The organism is Chryseobacterium sp. T16E-39 (assembly GCF_002216065.1).
Taxonomy (GTDB): domain Bacteria; phylum Bacteroidota; class Bacteroidia; order Flavobacteriales; family Weeksellaceae; genus Chryseobacterium.
This window is the reverse complement of record NZ_CP022282.1, coordinates 4,591,290-4,608,742: the sequence shown is the minus strand read 5'-3', so window position 1 is coordinate 4,608,742 and position 17,453 is coordinate 4,591,290. Positions and strand designations below refer to the sequence as shown.

17 protein-coding genes are annotated in these 17,453 nt (G+C 35.7%); 12 read left to right on the top strand and 5 right to left on the bottom strand.

Features of this window, described 5'->3' with window-relative positions:
* Window positions 1–4 precede the first annotated feature (4 nt).
* Entirely contained in the window at window positions 5–409 is a 405-nt protein-coding gene (locus CEY12_RS21030; protein ID WP_089029520.1) for a hypothetical protein, read from the top strand.
* A gap of 16 nt (window positions 410–425) precedes the next feature.
* Complete coding sequence (tpiA, locus tag CEY12_RS21025; RefSeq protein ID WP_089029519.1) at window positions 426–1,184, top strand: triose-phosphate isomerase; 759 nt, start codon at window positions 426–428, stop codon at window positions 1,182–1,184.
* Window positions 1,185–1,327: 143 nt separating this feature from the next.
* On the opposite strand, the gene CEY12_RS21020 is transcribed toward tpiA, so the two are convergent.
* From CEY12_RS21020 to CEY12_RS21000, 4 genes are all read right to left on the bottom strand, one after another.
* Window positions 1,328–2,593, bottom strand: coding sequence for an esterase-like activity of phytase family protein (locus CEY12_RS21020; RefSeq protein ID WP_089029518.1), 1,266 nt, complete (start codon window positions 2,591–2,593; stop codon window positions 1,328–1,330).
* A 537-nt stretch (window positions 2,594–3,130) separates the two neighbouring features.
* On the bottom strand, window positions 3,131–3,817 hold the full coding sequence (gene clpP, locus CEY12_RS21010; protein WP_089029516.1) for an ATP-dependent Clp endopeptidase proteolytic subunit ClpP: 687 nt from the start codon (window positions 3,815–3,817) through the stop codon (window positions 3,131–3,133).
* Window positions 3,818–3,938: 121 nt separating this feature from the next.
* The gene (dnaG, locus tag CEY12_RS21005) at window positions 3,939–5,918 is read right to left on the bottom strand and encodes a DNA primase (protein WP_089029515.1); all 1,980 of its coding nucleotides are present in this window, start codon (window positions 5,916–5,918) and stop codon (window positions 3,939–3,941) included.
* Between the two features lie 80 nt (window positions 5,919–5,998).
* Window positions 5,999–6,745 (bottom strand): T9SS type A sorting domain-containing protein, encoded by a 747-nt coding sequence (locus CEY12_RS21000; RefSeq protein WP_157676874.1) that lies wholly within the window; start codon window positions 6,743–6,745, stop codon window positions 5,999–6,001.
* A gap of 131 nt (window positions 6,746–6,876) precedes the next feature.
* On the opposite strand from CEY12_RS21000, the gene CEY12_RS20995 reads away from it, so the two are divergent.
* From CEY12_RS20995 to CEY12_RS20960, 8 genes are all read left to right on the top strand, one after another.
* A complete protein-coding gene (locus CEY12_RS20995) occupies window positions 6,877–7,470 on the top strand; it encodes a hypothetical protein (protein ID WP_157676873.1) in 594 nt (197 codons plus the stop codon).
* A gap of 2 nt (window positions 7,471–7,472) precedes the next feature.
* A complete protein-coding gene (tsaE, locus tag CEY12_RS20990; RefSeq protein WP_089029512.1) occupies window positions 7,473–7,880 on the top strand; it encodes a tRNA (adenosine(37)-N6)-threonylcarbamoyltransferase complex ATPase subunit type 1 TsaE in 408 nt (135 codons plus the stop codon).
* A 71-nt stretch (window positions 7,881–7,951) separates the two neighbouring features.
* A complete protein-coding gene (locus tag CEY12_RS20985; RefSeq protein WP_089029511.1) occupies window positions 7,952–9,145 on the top strand; it encodes an alanine dehydrogenase in 1,194 nt (397 codons plus the stop codon).
* On the top strand, window positions 9,145–9,516 hold the full coding sequence (locus CEY12_RS20980) for a hypothetical protein (protein WP_089029510.1): 372 nt from the start codon (window positions 9,145–9,147) through the stop codon (window positions 9,514–9,516). Before CEY12_RS20985 ends, CEY12_RS20980 begins: the two co-directional genes overlap by 1 nt.
* Window positions 9,517–9,542: 26 nt before the next feature.
* Complete coding sequence (locus CEY12_RS20975; protein WP_089029509.1) at window positions 9,543–10,313, top strand: histidine kinase; 771 nt, start codon at window positions 9,543–9,545, stop codon at window positions 10,311–10,313.
* A complete protein-coding gene (locus tag CEY12_RS20970; RefSeq protein WP_089029508.1) occupies window positions 10,291–11,001 on the top strand; it encodes a LytR/AlgR family response regulator transcription factor in 711 nt (236 codons plus the stop codon). Before CEY12_RS20975 ends, CEY12_RS20970 begins: the two co-directional genes overlap by 23 nt.
* Before the next feature lie 108 nt (window positions 11,002–11,109).
* Window positions 11,110–11,499 (top strand): hypothetical protein, encoded by a 390-nt coding sequence (locus tag CEY12_RS20965; protein ID WP_089029507.1) that lies wholly within the window; start codon window positions 11,110–11,112, stop codon window positions 11,497–11,499.
* Between the two features lie 99 nt (window positions 11,500–11,598).
* The gene (locus CEY12_RS20960) at window positions 11,599–13,887 is read left to right on the top strand and encodes a cation:proton antiporter (RefSeq protein ID WP_228409748.1); all 2,289 of its coding nucleotides are present in this window, start codon (window positions 11,599–11,601) and stop codon (window positions 13,885–13,887) included.
* 166 nt (window positions 13,888–14,053) lie between these two features.
* Here the strand turns inward: CEY12_RS20960 and CEY12_RS20955 are convergent, their stop codons facing one another.
* Window positions 14,054–14,500: a hypothetical protein gene (locus CEY12_RS20955; RefSeq protein WP_089029506.1), complete on the bottom strand. Its 447-nt coding sequence runs from the start codon at window positions 14,498–14,500 to the stop codon at window positions 14,054–14,056.
* Between the two features lie 643 nt (window positions 14,501–15,143).
* On the opposite strand from CEY12_RS20955, the gene CEY12_RS20950 reads away from it, so the two are divergent.
* Together CEY12_RS20950 and CEY12_RS20945 are read left to right on the top strand one after the other, a co-directional pair.
* Entirely contained in the window at window positions 15,144–16,421 is a 1,278-nt protein-coding gene (locus tag CEY12_RS20950) for a hypothetical protein (RefSeq protein ID WP_157676872.1), read from the top strand.
* Between the two features lie 162 nt (window positions 16,422–16,583).
* A complete protein-coding gene (locus CEY12_RS20945) occupies window positions 16,584–17,429 on the top strand; it encodes a prephenate dehydrogenase (protein ID WP_089029504.1) in 846 nt (281 codons plus the stop codon).
* The last annotated feature ends 24 nt before the right edge of the window (window positions 17,430–17,453 follow it).

The following is a 17,453-nucleotide window of genomic DNA, read 5'->3' as shown; positions in this document are numbered from 1 at the left end:
ATTTATGAAAAGACTAATGGCCCTATCCTTACTTTGCATTGGAATAGGAGTAACAGCACAACAGAAGGCTTATGATCCAAAAATGATAGGATGTTATAAGGGTTCTGAACAAAACCAGCAGATTGAAGGATTCTCAAAATATTGGGTTTCTTGTCGATTGGAAAATGGAAAAAGTATGCTCTTGTTTGTTTCTATTGATCCTGATGGCACTGTACAGCAAGCAACAGAAAATGGCAGCTGGTGGACAGAATCAGGTAAATATTATGAACTCCACAAGTATGATAATGTGACCGACGTGTATCATTATGAGGTACTGGATAATGGTGATGTAAAGTTCCAATCAATTGAATTAATGGGTAAAAAAGATAACACCTATACATTTATAGACACTAAAATAGAAGAAGATTAAAATAAGTGAAATAATTATGAGAAGAAAAATAGTTGCAGGAAACTGGAAAATGAACAAAAATGTAATTGATGCTCAGCAATTAATGATCCAATTACTAAGTTACAAAAATAACAATCCAACCAACTGTGAAGTTTGGATAGCACCTCCATCTTTGTACCTTATGATGGCTAAAGACATCTACGAAAAGGATGAAATTGGTGTTTTCTCACAGGATATGAGTGAGCATGAAAGCGGAGCTTACACTGGTGAACTTTCTGCGGATATGCTTGAGTCGATTGATGTAACCGGATCCCTTATCGGACACTCTGAAAGAAGACAATATCATGGTGAAACAGACTCCCACTGCAACAGAAAAGTTAAATTAGCTCTTGATAAAGGCTTGATCCCTGTATACTGTAATGGGGAAACTCTTGAACAGAGAAAAGCAGGTCAGCACTTTGAAGTAGTAAAAAACCAAACTGAAGTCGCTTTATTTACCCTTTCAGCCGAAGAAATCAAGAAAGTAGTAATCGCTTACGAACCTGTTTGGGCAATTGGAACGGGTGAAACAGCTACTCCAGAGCAAGCTCAGGAAATCCATGCTCATATCAGAAGCATCATTGCAGCAAAATATGGACAGGAAGTGGCTGACGAAGTTTCCATCCTTTACGGAGGTTCAGTGAAGCCTGACAATGCAAAAGAAATTTTCTCCCAGCCTGATATCGATGGTGGATTGATTGGAGGAGCTGCTTTGAAACTTGAAGATTTTTCTAAAATTATTGAAGGGTTTAATTAATATTAGGTAGCAGGTACGAGGTAATAGGTAACAGGTAAAATTATGCATTTTAGCTAAAGCCCGTCCCCCTATCGATATTCAATTCAAATAATAATAAAAAACGGCAGAATAAAATTCTGCCGTTTGCTTTTTAAAAAATCTAATTATTGAATATCGACTACATACATCGTTCCTTTATCTACTTTTCCTGTCTTAGGAAGAATTTTAGCTTTAGGATTTCCGTTTCCATCATCTGTAACGCCAAAATCATCATCATTGAAAACAGCCAGTTTATTTCCTCCTAAATAAACAATTCCTTCGAACTTATCATGTTCATAGCCTAACTTTGTAACCAAGTCTACAGCTAACATTTTAGAAACAGGCTGTAATCCAACTGCTGCAATCTCTGTCCAGGTGGACTGTTCCAAAGCTTTGTTATTAATTTTCAATCCATCAACCGCTGTAAGGTCAGTTCCACTCACATCGGAAGCCCCCGCTAAACTAATCCTGTATACTTTTTTCAATCCGCCCTGAGAACCGAATTTCCCATCTCTTTCAATCACCAAAAACTCAGTATTGCTTATCGCCGTGATGTCACATACAGAGTCTGATGCTCCCCCATCCTGTTTATATAAATATTGCTTTGTCTTTCCTGTTGCAAGATCAAACGTTACGATTCTCGTTAAGGTGGTATTGGTTGCCAAAACCTTCGTAGGTACATACATGGTCGACTGCATTGTACCAACCAACATTTTTCCGTCCGGAGTCATACACATTCCCTCCATCCCGCGGTTGGGTCTTCTTTTTGCAAAAACTGCCGGTAATTTTCTGTTCCCCGTATTCACTCCAATAGGACTGATTCGCTCCATCTCAACACCGTCTGCATTATAATGCACTATATGAGGTCCATATTCATCAGAAACCCAGAATGTGCCATCCGCTGCAGCTACAATACTTTCACTATCCAATCCATAATTATCCGTACCCAAAGCATTCCCATTCAATCCGTACGCAATTTCACCGGTACTTCCCATTCCCTGAGGGTTTGGAAGTCCTGTAATAGGCTGCCCGGAAGGATTTTTAAGTTTTATATATTTCAATACTTCAATATTTCCTTCAGCATTGATCTTAAAATGCATGATCGTTGGAGTAAAGTTGGGAATAAGGAATTTAATTCCATCTGAATAGGCCGTATTCGGACCTCGATCTGTGATCACATAAAACTCTCCCTTTCTGGTAGGGTGTGCAGTTGCTCCCGAACCAAAACCACCATTAATTACCGCTGCTCCATTTACAGTGGCCAGTGTAGTAAAGGGAAATTCCTGTGGCAGTTTAGAATAATTAATGTCCTGGTTGTTTACGTTGTCATCATTATTATTACAAGACCATAAAGCTCCAAGGATAAGTGATGAAAGAAGAAGTTTTTTCATGTTTACTTTTTATGGGTGCGAATGTAAACAGCGAGTATGAACTTATCTTGAATTGAATAATAATTGTATTTTAATTTTATAGCGGATTGGATGGGTTGAAAATTCTTCAAGTATTTTTTTCTCGCAGATTAAGCATATTTTTTAGATTTTGTTTGTGATACTTGTTTGTATCTTGAAAACATTAGCCTTTGATAAGCTTTAAGCTTTTGCAACTCATGAAGATAACACTCAAAAAAATCTTTGATTTTTAAAAAACTTATGTGTACTTCTTATGCATTATATTTTAAACTTAAATAAACTAAAGTGTTTAAAAACTTTTGTAGCTTTTGTGGTTGAATTTACAGAGGTTCTCGATACATTTTTCTTCATTTCATTACGAAAAACACTCGAACTGACGGAGGATCAATATTCCGAGAAATTTATTGCTTCACATTCGTTCGCAATGACAGCGTATTCAAAAAATATTGTGGCTTTAGCCGGTATATAAAAAAGAAAAGCGCACCTATGGGTACGCTTTCATTATGATTTTAAAGAAAATTACTTTTTCTCTTTAGATCTTTGTAAAACCTCATCTACCATTCCGTAGTTTTTAGCTTCCTCAGAAGTCATCCAGTAATCTCTGTCAGAAGATTTTTCAACCCACTCGTAGGTCTGTCCTGAATGTTCAGCAATAATGTCATAAAGCTCCTGCTTTAATTTCAACATTTCTCTTAAGTTGATTTCCATATCAGAAGCAACCCCTTGTGCGCCACCTGATGGCTGGTGGATCATTACTCTTGAATGCTTAAGTGCAGAACGTTTTCCTTTTTCACCTGCTACTAATAATACAGCTCCCATTGAAGCGGCAATACCTGTACAGATTGTTGCTACATCCGGTTTGATGATCTGCATAGTGTCATAAATTCCTAAACCTGCATATACACTACCTCCAGGAGAGTTGATATAAATCTGAATATCTTTTGATGAATCAGCGCTTTCTAAGAATAAAAGCTGCGCTGTAACGATATTAGCAACCTGGTCATCGATTCCGGTTCCAAGGAAAATAATCCTGTCCATCATCAGACGTGAAAAAACGTCCATTTGAGCGACATTCAATCTTCTCTCCTCCATAATGTAAGGCGTAAGATTCGTTGGACCATACATTCCCATATACTGATCGGTAACCAAACCGCTGTTTCCTAAATGCTTTACAGAGAAATCTCTGAATTCTTTTTTAATGTCCATATTTCTATTGGTATTATTTTAAATTTTTCTAAAGTATAAGTTACAACTTTTATTCCTAAAATTTAATAGGACTTTTTGTCAGAAATGATTGACGAACCTCCTGACGTTTGTATGAGAAATATTATTTCCTCTCTCTGTAAACACCTTTAATAGGGGAATATTCAATAATATCGCTTAGTTTCATTGATGCCTGCTTCAGCAAGGTAATTTTTTTGATAAGTTCAAAATATTTTTCCTCATTGCTTCCGCTATGCTGATCAAGCTCTTTAGCTGTTTCTTTTATTAAATAATCGATATACCTGTATTTATGAAGTAATACATCTCCTTTTACCTGTTCTGCAACTTTGTCTCCATAATTGGGTGGGTAAATATTCCGGGAGGCCCAGTTTTCAAGTTCATCCGGTGGAATTAATGCATCCACCACTTTGCTGGTGATCTGTTCGTCCATAAAAGATACAAAAAAGTTTCCGCTTCGCAACTCATCTTCTTTAATTCCTTCTCTTACCTGATTAATGATGATCTCATTTCCTTTAACTAAAAACTCATATCCCTCTTCTTCAAAATGATGCAGAATCTCTTCAATCACTGTGATCTGATACTCGCCATTATTTTCATCCGTTCTTTTCAGAACGATATCTCCAAACATAAGCATGTGATCAACCAGCTTACTCTCCATAAAAAGGACATCATACAGAAAAGGATCACCTTTGTCATCATCCAAAGGCACAATATCCATTTTTACAGGGACATTCTCCTTCTGCTGCTGTACATGCTGAGTCTGATTTTGAATGATTTGCTTCTGAACATCCAGCTCATTAAATAAACTCTGCTCAGAAAGACCAAATTTATTGGAAACCTCCTTTAAATAAACCTCTCTTTTAAGGGCGTTTTGAACAAATCCAACTGATTTTACAATATTCCTGATCGCCTCTGCTTTCTTGATCGGGTCGTTTCCTGCTTCTTTTAAAAGTATTTCAGCTTTAAAGTCAATAAAATCCATCGCTTCATTTTCGATGAATTTTTCAACATAATCCTGGGGGTGTTTTCTCGCAAAAGAATCGGGATCATCACCTTCCGGAAACAAAAGCACACGAATGTTCATTCCTTCTGTGAGTAGCATATCAATGCTTCGGAAGCTTGCTTTAATTCCAGCATTGTCTCCATCAAAAAGAATCGTTACATTTTCAGTAAGCCTTTTGATCAGTTTGATCTGCTCCGTAGTTAAAGAAGTTCCAGAACTAGCGACCACATTTTCGATCCCTGACATATGAAGTGAGATTACATCCATATATCCTTCCACTAAAAGACAGATGTTTTTCCGGGAAATAGCCTGTTTACTTTGATTTAAACCATAAAGAACGTTCGACTTATGATAGATCTCGGTTTCCGGAGAATTGAGGTATTTGGCTGTTTTGACATTATTCTTAAGAATTCTGGCACCAAATCCCAATACCCTTCCGGAGAAACTATGAATCGGAAATATAACCCGCTCGCGAAAACGGTCAATCCCATTCGGAGCATTTTCAGGGAAAATAGAAAGTCCTGATTTTTCTAAAATCTCCTTAGTATAGCCTTTTTCCAGAGCATGCGCCGTAAAAGCATTTTTCTGTTCAGGAGAATACCCCAATTGAAACTTTTTAATGATATCATCTTTCAGCTCACGCTCTTTAAAGTAAGCAAAACCGATCGATTTACCTTCTTCAGTTTCCCACATGAAGTTTTGAAAATAATCATTCGCAACTTCATGAATTTTATAGAGCAAATCCCTTTCAGACTGTGCATTTTTTGCTTCCTCAGAAAATTCCCGCTGATCTTCTTCAATCTCAATTCCATATTTCTTAGCAGCATGGCGAAGAGCTTCAGGATAGGTGAAGTTTTCAATTTCCATAAGAAAAGAAATGGCAGTTCCTCCTTTTCCCGTTGAGAAATCTTTCCAGATCTGCTTACTGGGTGAAACGACAAAACTGGGAGATTTTTCTTCATGAAAGGGACTGAGCCCTTTGTAATTAGACCCTGCCCTCTTCAACTGCACATACTCACCCACAATCTCTTCTACCCGGATCGTGGAGAATATTTTATCTATGGTCTGTTTAGAAATCATGATGTAAAAGTATAATATTTATACTGTAAAACAAAAAATCCCCATAGCGGGGATTCATGAATTTATTGTATTCCGGGTATCTATTTTTTAATGAATACTTTGGTAGATACAGTATCAGACTTATCGGTAAACTCTACGATATAACTGCCTGCAGACAGATCATCAACAGAGATGGTATTACCGTGTACCTTATAAGATTTTATTTTTTTCCCTTCCATTGTATACACATTTGCAAATACAATATCTTTCGGAGATTTAAAACTCAGGTCTTTTCCGGCAGGATTTGGATATACGCTTGTCTGTTTTTTCGCTAATTCCGTATCCTGTACTGCAAGATTAAGGGAGGTCACATTTAAAGTATAAGATACCGTCTGGGGATCTGGCCAGGAAGATATTAGTATATAATAAGTCTGGCCCGCCGTTACAACAAAATTATCAATCGTTAATGCATCTCCGTCACTGACATTCCCCTCACATGCAGCATAATTAAGACCAATATCTGTACAGCTATTATACACAAACATGCCTGTCCATCCTATTGCTGCTGAAGCCGGTATTTCTATTTTAATTGTTCCGGTCGTAGTTGGTGTATAGGAGTAGATCACATCATTTCCCCCGTGATAAAAATTTCCAAAATCATCTGCAGAACCACTACAGGGAGGGTTATTACTCTCATCAGGGTCATAATTATCTGCATAATTTGCAGTATCATCTGTCGTCGTATAAGGCAAAGAACCGATCACAATTGGGTTGGCACATGTAGTACCTACCTGACCGGAAAGAAAACTTATGCCTAAAATTGAAAATAAGAAGAAAGCTTTTTTCATGTAATTATATTTTGTTGGTTTATATGCTAATATACATTTTTCAGCACATTTAATCATTATTTTTTGCCCTCAAAATATAATTCGCTATGAGCTTTTTTTTCTATTTAAATAAAAAATAATTTAGATTAAATTTGACACATGAAAGTAGCGTACCTGAATTTATGACGGAAGATTATAAAATTTTTACTATTTATAAACCGACTAAAGGTTTTGTATGGACGAGAGCAAGAATAATCTATGTTTTATTTGCTCTTCCATTACTATTTATGGCTCCTGCATTTATTCTTGGAATACCTGATAAAGAAATTCCTCATTGGCTTTTGTGGATAGCGTTCCCACCTATGTTTATTGCTTTGATTGGAAGTTGTATAAATATTTTTTTTCCAGAAGAATTAAAAGGTCAATTACAAGGAAAACTGATCTTTGAAAAAGAAAAGATTACAATTGATAACGAAGTTTTCTCGACAAAAGATTTACAATATATTGAAATCATCCAAAATGACCATAAAGGCAGATATATTGGTAGAAACGGATTAGATGGTCAATTTTCCCAGGGATGTAATAACCAACTCAAAATAAGACGGTTGAATTATGAAGAAAGGCTCGTGTTTTTTCAAATAAAACAAATAAGAGAGCTTCTGCAAATATCCAATCAGCTTAACTATTATATAGAACTGGGTCTCATGACAAAAGAAGCAAGAAACAGTACATTAAATTATAAATGATAATGGAATTTAAAATAAATAAACTCGAAGACTGGCAGGACGTTGTTGAACAAATTGTCCCCCATTTAAAACATAATATTCTTCTGTTAAAAGGTAACCTAGGAGCAGGGAAAACCACTTTCACTCAGTTTTTACTTAAAAATCTCGGAAGTCAGGATGAGGTTAACTCTCCTACTTATTCAATTGTCAATGAATACAGTACTCCAAAAGGAAAAGTCTATCATTTTGATCTTTACCGTTTAAAAAACATTGAAGAAGTTTATGATATAGGCATTGAGGAATATCTTGATAATTCTTTTTTATGCATTATAGAATGGCCTGAAGTATACGAAGAAGACTTATATGGCTTAAAATATCATGCAATGAGTATTACCAACACAGGGGAAAACAGAGAAATCATATTCGAGTAAATATTATGTATCTTTGCTCTCTGAATTCGATTATAAAAACAATTATCTGTAAGACATAACTAATGTAAAGAATGAGTACTACAAATATTTTCACTCCTTTTACTGAAGAAGAATTAATGCCGAAAGAGGAAAAATTGGAAGTTATAAAAAAGGGAAAACAATTTAGTATTGGTGTTCCCAAAGAGACCTGTCTTCATGAAAGAAGAACTTGTATAACCCCCGATGCAGTACAGGTATTGGTAGACCACGGCCACGAGATCATCATTGAATCCGGAGTTGGCGTGGGTTCTTTTTTTACAGATTTACAGTATTCCGAGTCCGGAGCAAAGATCACGAATGATCCTAAAGAAGCTTTCGGGCAGGATTTAATTTTAAAGATCAATCCGCCTACAGAAGAGGAGATTGACTATATGAAACCTAATACCTATCTGGTTTCTGCCCTTCAAATTAATTTAAGAGAGAAAGAATATTTCTTAAAGCTGGCTGAGAAAAAGATCAATGCGATCGCTTTCGAATTTATCGTTGATGAATATAAGCAGCTTGCCTTAGTGAGATTGGTAGGAGAAATTGCAGGAACTGTTTCAATCCTATACGCATCAGAATTATTGGCTTTATCTAACGGGCTGATGCTTGGTGGAATTACAGGAGTACGTCCTTCAGAGGTACTTATTCTGGGAGCCGGGATTGTAGGTGAATTTGCTACAAAAGCAGCTATCGGGTTAGGAGCAAGCGTAAGGGTCTTTGATAACTCACTTTCAAAATTAAGGAGACTTCATACCATCGTTGACAGCAGGGTTCCTACTTCTATTATCGATCCTAAAGAGCTTGGTAAGGCTCTAAGACGTGCTGATGTTGTGATCGGAGCACTTCCGAGGTTGAATATGCAGCCTATTGTTACCGAAGATATGGTCATGAAGATGAAAAAAGGAAGTGTGATCATTGATATCACCATTGATAATGGTAAAGTCATTGAAACTTCGGAACTTACCACCATGGAAGAACCATACGTTATCAAACATGGGGTGATCCATTGCGGACTTCCGAATCTTACCTCTAAAATGCCTAGAACGACAACGAAGGCGATTTCTAATTTCTTCTTGTCTTATATTTTAAATTACGACGAAGAAGGCGGTTTCGAAAATATGCTGATCCGCAAAAACGAAATGAAACAGAGTCTTTATATGTACAAAGGGAGACATACCAAAAAAATCATCTGTGACCGTTTCGGACTTACTTATCATGATATCAATCTTTTAATTTTCTAATGAAAAAACTGAAGTTCTATTTAATTGGCCTTATTCCGGGTCTTATTATTGTATTTTTTATATTAAACAAAAAAGGGGCAAGCTGTACAGGTTATTTACCCAACAGCCGGGTGATTGCAGAAACTCTTTCAAAAGATTTCAAATACTCTGAGACTTTCGCCAATGACATGAAAACCTATAAAGTGGATGAAAAATTTTTAAAAGACAGTATCATTACTAAGGGTAAAATAGATTTCGACCGAAGTCATGCGCAGAAAAAACCTTGTCCGAGCTATTTACTTATTTATCCGGAAACGAATCCAATCTATGAAGTAGAATACGAAAAATGTGAGGAAACGGTAACATTGAATAGCCTTAAAAAACTGAAATAAGCAGGCATCATTTAAAGAAAATTACAATGGACGGCAATTACTATATGATTCATGATTATCTGATATTCATTGGAGTCTTTGCTATTTTCTTTTTTCTTACGGTAAGTATTTACCTGTTTGGCCAGAATAAAAAATACAAACAAAAAAACACCAAACTCTCAGAAACCAACAAGATCATCGAGCAGCGGCTGAATGAGGTTCAGCTGGAGCATATTGGAACCAAACTGAATCCGCATTTATTTAAAAATATTCTTAATTCGGTACAGTCCCACGCGTATCAGACCTATATGTCATTGGATAAACTGGCAAATGTCCTGGACTATATTTTATACGAGAGCAACAACAAATTTGTAAGTCCAAAAGAGGAACTTACTTTTGCATTGAGCCTTATTGAAATTAATAAGATCAAAGTCAACCCACTTTTTGATTTCAGAATTAAATCTAAGATTGATAAATCGGACCGTATTTTTGAGGAAAAAGTCTTCGCTCCCCTCATCTCTGTTGATCTTATAGAAAATGCCTTTAAGCATACTGATTTCCTGGCTCAGGATTCATTTATCTCGATTCATCTGGAGCTTGAAAACGGGATCTATACCATGAAGGTGAGCAACAAAGCATCAGTGAAAAATGTTTTAGAAAAGGAAAAAAGCGGTTTCGGCAGCCAATCCTTAGACCAAAGGCTGAAAATGATCTATAACACCTACTATCACCTTCATAAAAGTTCAAAAAACGGTATCTTCACCGCTGAATTACAAATTAATTTAGGAGAATTCTATGATAAAATGCGTTATTCTTGATGATGAATTACTGGCTATTAGCTATTTAAAGCTTCTATGTGAACAGATTGATAACGTAGAAGTAGTCAAGGCTTTTAATGACCCTAAGATCTTCCTTAGTGAAATACATTCCATCGACTGCAATGTCTGCATATTAGATATTGAAATGCCGGGAATGACCGGTTTACAGGTGGCCGAATTAATCTCTGATTCCAAGAAAATCATTTTCACTACCGCCTACAAAGAATACGCGGCTGAAGCATTTGACCTTAATGTAGTCGACTATGTCCGGAAGCCCATCAAAAAAGAAAGGTTGATACAGGCTTTTGAAAAAGCAAAAGAACTGGTTGCAACTCCACCTAAAAAAGATTTTATTGAATGGAATACTAATATTGGGAAAACCATTATTTTCACAGAGCAGATCGCCTATATTAAAACTTCAGAGATCGACAGCCGGGACAAGGATATTATTCTTAATGACGGCACCAATATCGTCCTGAAAAATCTGAATTTTAAAAACCTTCTGGAAATGCTTCCGGCAAAAGATTTTGCCCAGGTAAATAAAAAAGAGATCATTGCTTTGTCTTCCATCAAAGTATTTTCTACCAACGAAATTATTACCACAATTCCCGGAGAAGATGAAAGTTTTCTCAAACTGCAAATTGGAGATACCTATAAAAGCTCCTTACTGGAATTGTTTGGAAAGTAAATCTTTCAAACAATCCGGTTTTCACTGCAGAATTCAGCTGCTTTATTACAGCCCCCCATTTAGAGCTATGATTCCATGTACTTTTGTGTCAGATTAAATGATTTGATCATGAAAAGATTTTTCTATGTGTGTGGAATTCTCATATCCGGTTGGTGCTTTTCCCAGGAATCTGCTCCTCAACTGAAAGCTGCATTTTTTGATGGTGTGGCAGTGGCCGGATATGTAGATCATGGGGCTTTCATTAATTTTACGGGGCCTAACATCAATATGACCTGGCATCAAGTAAAATTTGTTTTAGGAATGCTTCCTTCCCTGAGAATAAAAGAAGACCGGTCTGAGGGAACAAAAAATAATGCCATTACTCCTAATCTGGGAGCTGGCCTTACCTTTGTCTATAAAAAGATAGCACTTCAGGTTCCCGTTTACTATAACACGAAGACTTCTACACAAAATGGCAGCTGGAAAGTAGGTATTGGCTTGGGGTATTCTTTAAAATAGATTTTTCATTACATTATTTATGGTATTTATTACATTTAATTTAAAAAAATATCTACCATTCATATATTCTTTAGAAATTTACACTAAAATTAACGGACTATGAATTTGGGGAAATACAGAAATATAATTTTTTATATCGTTACAATCGCCGTTTTCTCTTGTCTGATGTACTTTTTCATGATAGAAGGTCAGACGTTGGAAGTAAAGGGAAACATTGTAGCTAAAACTAATGGCGGCTCAAGTTGGGATAACTTTGCCGAAGCATTCAAAACCAATATCCACCATCCTCTGGCATTACTTTTGGCTCAGATTGTTACAATCATCCTGGTAGCCAGACTTTTCGGATGGATCTGTATGAAAATAAAACAACCGACCGTAATTGGCGAAATGATCGCCGGTATTGTTTTGGGACCTTCTCTTTTAGGAATGTATTTTCCGGAATTTTCAGCATTTATCTTCCCGAAAGAATCACTGGGAAATTTACAGTTTTTAAGCCAGATCGGCCTGATCCTTTTCATGTACATCGTCGGTATGGAACTGGACTTGAGTATTCTAAGAAAAAAGGCCCATGATGCAGTGGTTATCAGCCACGCGAGTATTATTATTCCTTTTGCGTTAGGAATCGGACTTTCCTACTATATTTATCAGCAATTTGCACCGGCGGGAATCCAGTTTACCTCATTCTCTCTTTTCATTGCTATTTCAATGAGTATCACCGCATTCCCTGTTTTAGCGAGAATTGTTCAGGAACGTAACCTGCATAAAACGAAAATAGGAACCATTGTCATTACGTGTGCTGCGGCAGATGATATTACCGCATGGTGTATTCTGGCTGCTGTGATCGCCATTGTAAAAGCAGGCTCTTTCTCTGGTTCGGTATTTGTTATTTTAATGGCAATCCTGTACGTTTTCATTATGATCAAGGCAGTAAGACCATTCTTACAACGAATTGCAGAATCACAGAAAGGAAAAGGATTTATAAGCAAAGCATTGGTAGCTATATTTTTCCTTGTTCTTATCATTTCATCATATGCGACAGAGGTTATCGGAATTCACGCACTTTTCGGAGCATTTATGGCGGGTGCCATTATGCCTGAGAATGTAAAATTCAGGAATATGTTTATCGAAAAAATTGAAGACGTTGCATTGGTTTTATTACTTCCTCTGTTCTTTGTATTTACCGGATTAAGAACGCAGATCGGACTGCTTAATGACAGTCATCTCTGGAAAATAGGTGGAATCATTATTCTAACTGCAGTGGTAGGAAAATTTGCAGGAAGTGCACTTACCGCCAAATTTCTGAAAATAAGCTGGAAAGACAGTCTCACCATAGGAGCCTTAATGAATACCAGAGGGCTTACAGAGCTTATTGTTTTAAATATCGGTTATGATCTGGGAGTTTTAGGCCCTGAATTATTCGCTATGCTAGTGATCATGGCATTATTTACCACTTTTATGACCGGTCCTTGTCTCGATCTTATCAATTACCTTTTTAAAGGAAAAAAATCGATGATCGAAGAAGAAGACCAGACCGAAGATAATGATGCAAAATACAGGGTTCTTTTATCTTTTGAAACAGCAAAGTCAGGAAGTACACTTCTCAAACTGGCTAATAATCTTACCCATAAAATGAATGGAAACAAAAGCGTAACAGCAATGTATATTGCTCCCGTTGATGAACTCCATGCCTTCGATATTGAAGACTATGAAAAAGACCAGTTCAAGCATGTTATTGAAACATCCCACGAACTTCAGCTTGAAGTAACCACCCTCTTTAAAGCCTCCACCGATGTGGAGAGCGATCTCACAAGCATAACCAATAAAGGGAATTATGACCTCCTTCTGATTATGCTGGGAAAATCGATGTATGAAGGAAGTTTACTAGGTAGATTATTAGGTTTCACGACCAAAATTATCAATCCTGAAAAATTATTGAATACGGTAAAAGGAAAAGGAAATATCTTTAACAACTCTCCTTTCGACGATTTCACCCTTCAGATTTTAGACAAGACCAATATCCCTGTGGGAGTTCTCGTGGAACGAGGTTTCAAAAGCGCAGATAAAGTATTTGTCCCGATCTTCAATCTCAGCGATTTCTATCTTTTGGAATATGCTAAAAGGTTGATCAACAATAACAATTCACAGATCATTATTCTGGATGTTGCCGGACAAATCCGCAATAATATCGAAGTAAAAGAACTTATCAGAAGCATCGAACAGGTTGCCCCTAATCACATCACTTTATATAACGAGAAAAAGATCGAAAAGGAGTTTTTAAATTCCCAGGATCTTATGCTCATCAGCAGTAAAAGCTGGAAAGGATTGATCGATACCAAAAGTATCTGGCTATCCGACATCCCTTCCGCTCTTATAATATCTAATCCATAATTTGTTTGATCGGTACTTGTATGGATTCATACAAGTATAAAAGACCAGCTGTAGAGTTGGTCTTTTTTATCGGAGAAGCAAAGCAGCTAGACTTTAAATAGCTTGTGGTTACTATTTTAGCTTAAAGTTATAGCAGTCGAAATGTAGCTAAGCTCATAAAGAATATCTATGCTGGATCTGCAAACCCTACTGAAAGCATACCAAATAGTATTAAAAAATAATAATTATATTCATCTTTTCTCTTAAATGATATATCATATTTATTGTCTAAAAAAGTAGATTTATCTTTTATTAATCCAATCACTTCATTGTTTAATAAACATGTCGCTTCATATTTTAGTATACTAAATTTTTCATTTATAGAAAGTATATTATTATTTATAATGAGCGTATTATCTTTTACTAAAAATGTTTTGTTTAAATTTTGATCTAATATCTTTATTTTTCTTTTAAAGAAAATATTAAAGATTTTGAAAACTAATAATTCTTCATTATTGACTCCTAGAATTCTTTTTTTACTTAAATAAAAGTTTCCAAATATTACTTTTAAAATCAATTTATTATTTAAAAAAAATTCTGAACTATCAGAATAAATGTTAACAGAATAATTCATAATATTATTATTTAGATCTTATCACAATTCCCTCATAACACGAGCATCTTGCTCGTTACGCATTTGTACATTACAAATTTAAATCAAAAGATAAAAAAACATCCGAGAAATTTTATTTTCTCACATGTTATAACTTATTCTATTTGGACATGAGCAAAGACACTCTTAATATCGAAGGGGGAACCCTTGCTTAATAATATTTCAACATGAAAGGAAACAAACTTGCCTCAATAATGGAATCAGTTTGAAATTACCATTTATGAACTAGATACTCATCAAATGGAGTACTCCAAAACCACGGAGGTGAGTAGAATTCTGTTAATTCCGAAAGAATATCTTGCATCCCTTCTTCATAAAATGAGATAGTTTATTAAAAATAATTAGAATTAAATACCACACGAAACGATTCGTGCAGCAGCGAAGGATTTTAAATCAAAAGATTTAGTGAATAATAAATTATTAATAATTGAATATGAATAATGAGTTAATTATTATTTTCACGAGTAAAATCACTTAAACAGAATCCAAAATAGATTAAATTTCTCCAGATTATTTAGCAAAAGAACAATACCTTTATACTCCGTTAAAATGTCTGTTAGAAATATATCTTAAAATCATCATGACCGATGTTCTACTAAAAATTATGAATAAAGAAGAAATGTTAGAAGTGAATGGAACACAAAAAATGAAAAATAATCTCCAGATCCTGAGATCAATCCTTTTGATCTTCTTTATTGGCTCATTTACAATGAACTGTAAAAAAGAGTCCCAGGAAGGGAGTCCCCACTCTCTTGAACTGGAAAAAGACAGTATTCAACCAATGCTTGCCAAGCAGCTGAAAGCAGGAGCTGAAAAGGATTATGGGAGTTTTAAGGATTACACACAAAAGGATTTAAATGCTTTAATAGAAGTTCAGAAAGTCATACTGGATCAAAGTAATTTTAAACCGCTCAGCAATGAGGATTTTATTAAAAGAATTGAATATATATTTGGTATAAAAGTAGACCGGTCATCTTCTTTAAACTATATAAAGATCAACATGTCGGACAAATGTGATCAAAAACTTTCTTATAAACCTTTCACTTTGGCTTCACAGGATCTTTATATATCAAAAAAAGACAGACTCATCACTTACTTTTACTCAATACCGGAAATTCTGGAGTATACAAACCTCTTCCCTGACCTGAAAAGCCTCGAAGCATCTCCCATTAAATACAGTAGTGATGATGGAGAAATGTACGCTAAAAGATGGCGGGATATTGCTGACTTAACAGAGCTTCGAAGCAGAAATATCATGATTACCGCTTCCATAAATAAATACATTTCCAACGATGACAGGTCTGCTTTAACGTGGCTACTGGGTAATGATAAAGACTTTTTAAAAAAGCTGGTTGCAGAATACGGTTATGACAAGGAAGAAAAAATCAATTCCCTGGTCCTACAATCATTTTTTGAAGAATATGCAGCCGAAAACGAACAGTCCGGCGGAAAATTGGGAAGGATTGTTTTCGTAAAAAATTGTGCCGGTAAGCTCGAAATAAGAAAAGGCCTGTTAGACTATATCGAAAAAAATACAACAGAAAATAACGATAAATATATTACTTCTTTAGGAGATTATATCATTTCCTATCTGTATAAAGAGGACAATAATAAGTTCACACCTGTAGAAAAAGCAGAAATAGTTGCCTATATCAGTAATATTGAAGGGCCTGCTTTTCATAAGTTCAAAGGAAAAAGTGACAACGCCTGGAGCCAGGCCGCAACACCGCTATTTTTCCTCCAAAGCAAAACATCAATGAATCAACCGGAAGTTCTTCAAATCATTAAAAAAAATAAATACTTTGGGCTTCAGCCACTTAAAAACTATATCGAAAGCGGACAATTGCAACAGGAGGATCCATCTTTGATAAAAAATAATTGATGTTGGTTATCATTTCAAAAATATTTTATACCTTCGCTTCGTGATTACAAATAACGGAACATATTACTATAGAATATTTAGCTCAGACCTGGGATAGAGATTCTTATATATGATATACAACCTCGTCCTAGGACGGGGTTTTTTATTTTAAAATTTAAAAAAATGAAAATAAGCATTATTGGTGTGGGACTCATTGGGGGTTCTATTGCTTTAAAACTAAGAGAAAAAGGGATCGCGGATTTTATATACGGAATAGATAACAGCAGCAGGCATCTTGACGAAGCATTAAACCTGAAGATCATCGATGCTAAAGTAGATCTGGAATATGGTATTAAAAATTCAGATTTAGTTATTATTGCGATTCCCGTTGATTCTGCAAGGAAACTTTTACCAACCGTTTTGGATCTGGTTTCAGATGACCAAACTGTCATGGATGCAGGATCCACCAAAGCAGGAATTGTAAATGGCGTAAAAGACCATCCGAAAAGATCAAGATTTGTAGCATTTCACCCGATGTGGGGTACGGAGAACAGTGGTCCAAAATCAGCTATCGCTGAGAGTTTCTCAGGGAAAGCAGGAGTGATCTGTAATAAAGAAGAATCTGCTGCTGATGCATTGGCCCTTGTCCAGCAAATTGTGGAAGGTCTTGATATGCATCTTATCTATATGAATGCGGAAGATCATGATGTTCATACCGCATACATCTCCCATATTTCACATATTACGTCTTATGCATTAGCGAATACGGTTTTAGAAAAAGAAAGGGAGGAAGATACTATTTTTCAGTTGGCGAGTTCCGGTTTTTCAAGCACGGTGCGTTTAGCAAAGTCGCATCCTGAGATGTGGGTTCCGATCTTTAAGCAAAACAAAGAAAATGTCTTAGATGTTCTTAATGAGCATATTTCCCAGCTTAGAAAATTTAAAGCTGCTTTAGAAAAAGAAAATTACGAATACTTAACGGAGCTGATCTCCAATGCTAATAAAATAAGAGGAATACTTGATAAGTAATCCTCTTATTGAATATTTTTAATA

Bases quoted from the DNA above. Each gene is read 5' to 3' on its own strand.
- CEY12_RS21030 (WP_089029520.1), top strand. From the start codon at position 5: ATGAAAAGACTAATGGCCCTATCCTTACTTTGCATTGGAATAGGAGTA.
- tpiA (WP_089029519.1), top strand. From the start codon at position 426: ATGAGAAGAAAAATAGTTGCAGGAAACTGGAAAATGAACAAAAATGTA.
- CEY12_RS21020 (WP_089029518.1), bottom strand. From the start codon at position 2,593: ATGAAAAAACTTCTTCTTTCATCACTTATCCTTGGAGCTTTATGGTCT.
- clpP (WP_089029516.1), bottom strand. From the start codon at position 3,817: ATGGACATTAAAAAAGAATTCAGAGATTTCTCTGTAAAGCATTTAGGA.
- dnaG (WP_089029515.1), bottom strand. From the start codon at position 5,918: ATGATTTCTAAACAGACCATAGATAAAATATTCTCCACGATCCGGGTA.
- CEY12_RS21000 (WP_157676874.1), bottom strand. From the start codon at position 6,745: ATGAAAAAAGCTTTCTTCTTATTTTCAATTTTAGGCATAAGTTTTCTT.
- tsaE (WP_089029512.1), top strand. From the start codon at position 7,473: ATGGAATTTAAAATAAATAAACTCGAAGACTGGCAGGACGTTGTTGAA.
- CEY12_RS20985 (WP_089029511.1), top strand. From the start codon at position 7,952: ATGAGTACTACAAATATTTTCACTCCTTTTACTGAAGAAGAATTAATG.
- CEY12_RS20980 (WP_089029510.1), top strand. From the start codon at position 9,145: ATGAAAAAACTGAAGTTCTATTTAATTGGCCTTATTCCGGGTCTTATT.
- CEY12_RS20975 (WP_089029509.1), top strand. From the start codon at position 9,543: ATGGACGGCAATTACTATATGATTCATGATTATCTGATATTCATTGGA.
- CEY12_RS20970 (WP_089029508.1), top strand. From the start codon at position 10,291: ATGATAAAATGCGTTATTCTTGATGATGAATTACTGGCTATTAGCTAT.
- CEY12_RS20965 (WP_089029507.1), top strand. From the start codon at position 11,110: ATGAAAAGATTTTTCTATGTGTGTGGAATTCTCATATCCGGTTGGTGC.
- CEY12_RS20960 (WP_228409748.1), top strand. From the start codon at position 11,599: ATGAATTTGGGGAAATACAGAAATATAATTTTTTATATCGTTACAATC.
- CEY12_RS20955 (WP_089029506.1), bottom strand. From the start codon at position 14,500: ATGAATTATTCTGTTAACATTTATTCTGATAGTTCAGAATTTTTTTTA.
- CEY12_RS20950 (WP_157676872.1), top strand. From the start codon at position 15,144: ATGAATAAAGAAGAAATGTTAGAAGTGAATGGAACACAAAAAATGAAA.
- CEY12_RS20945 (WP_089029504.1), top strand. From the start codon at position 16,584: ATGAAAATAAGCATTATTGGTGTGGGACTCATTGGGGGTTCTATTGCT.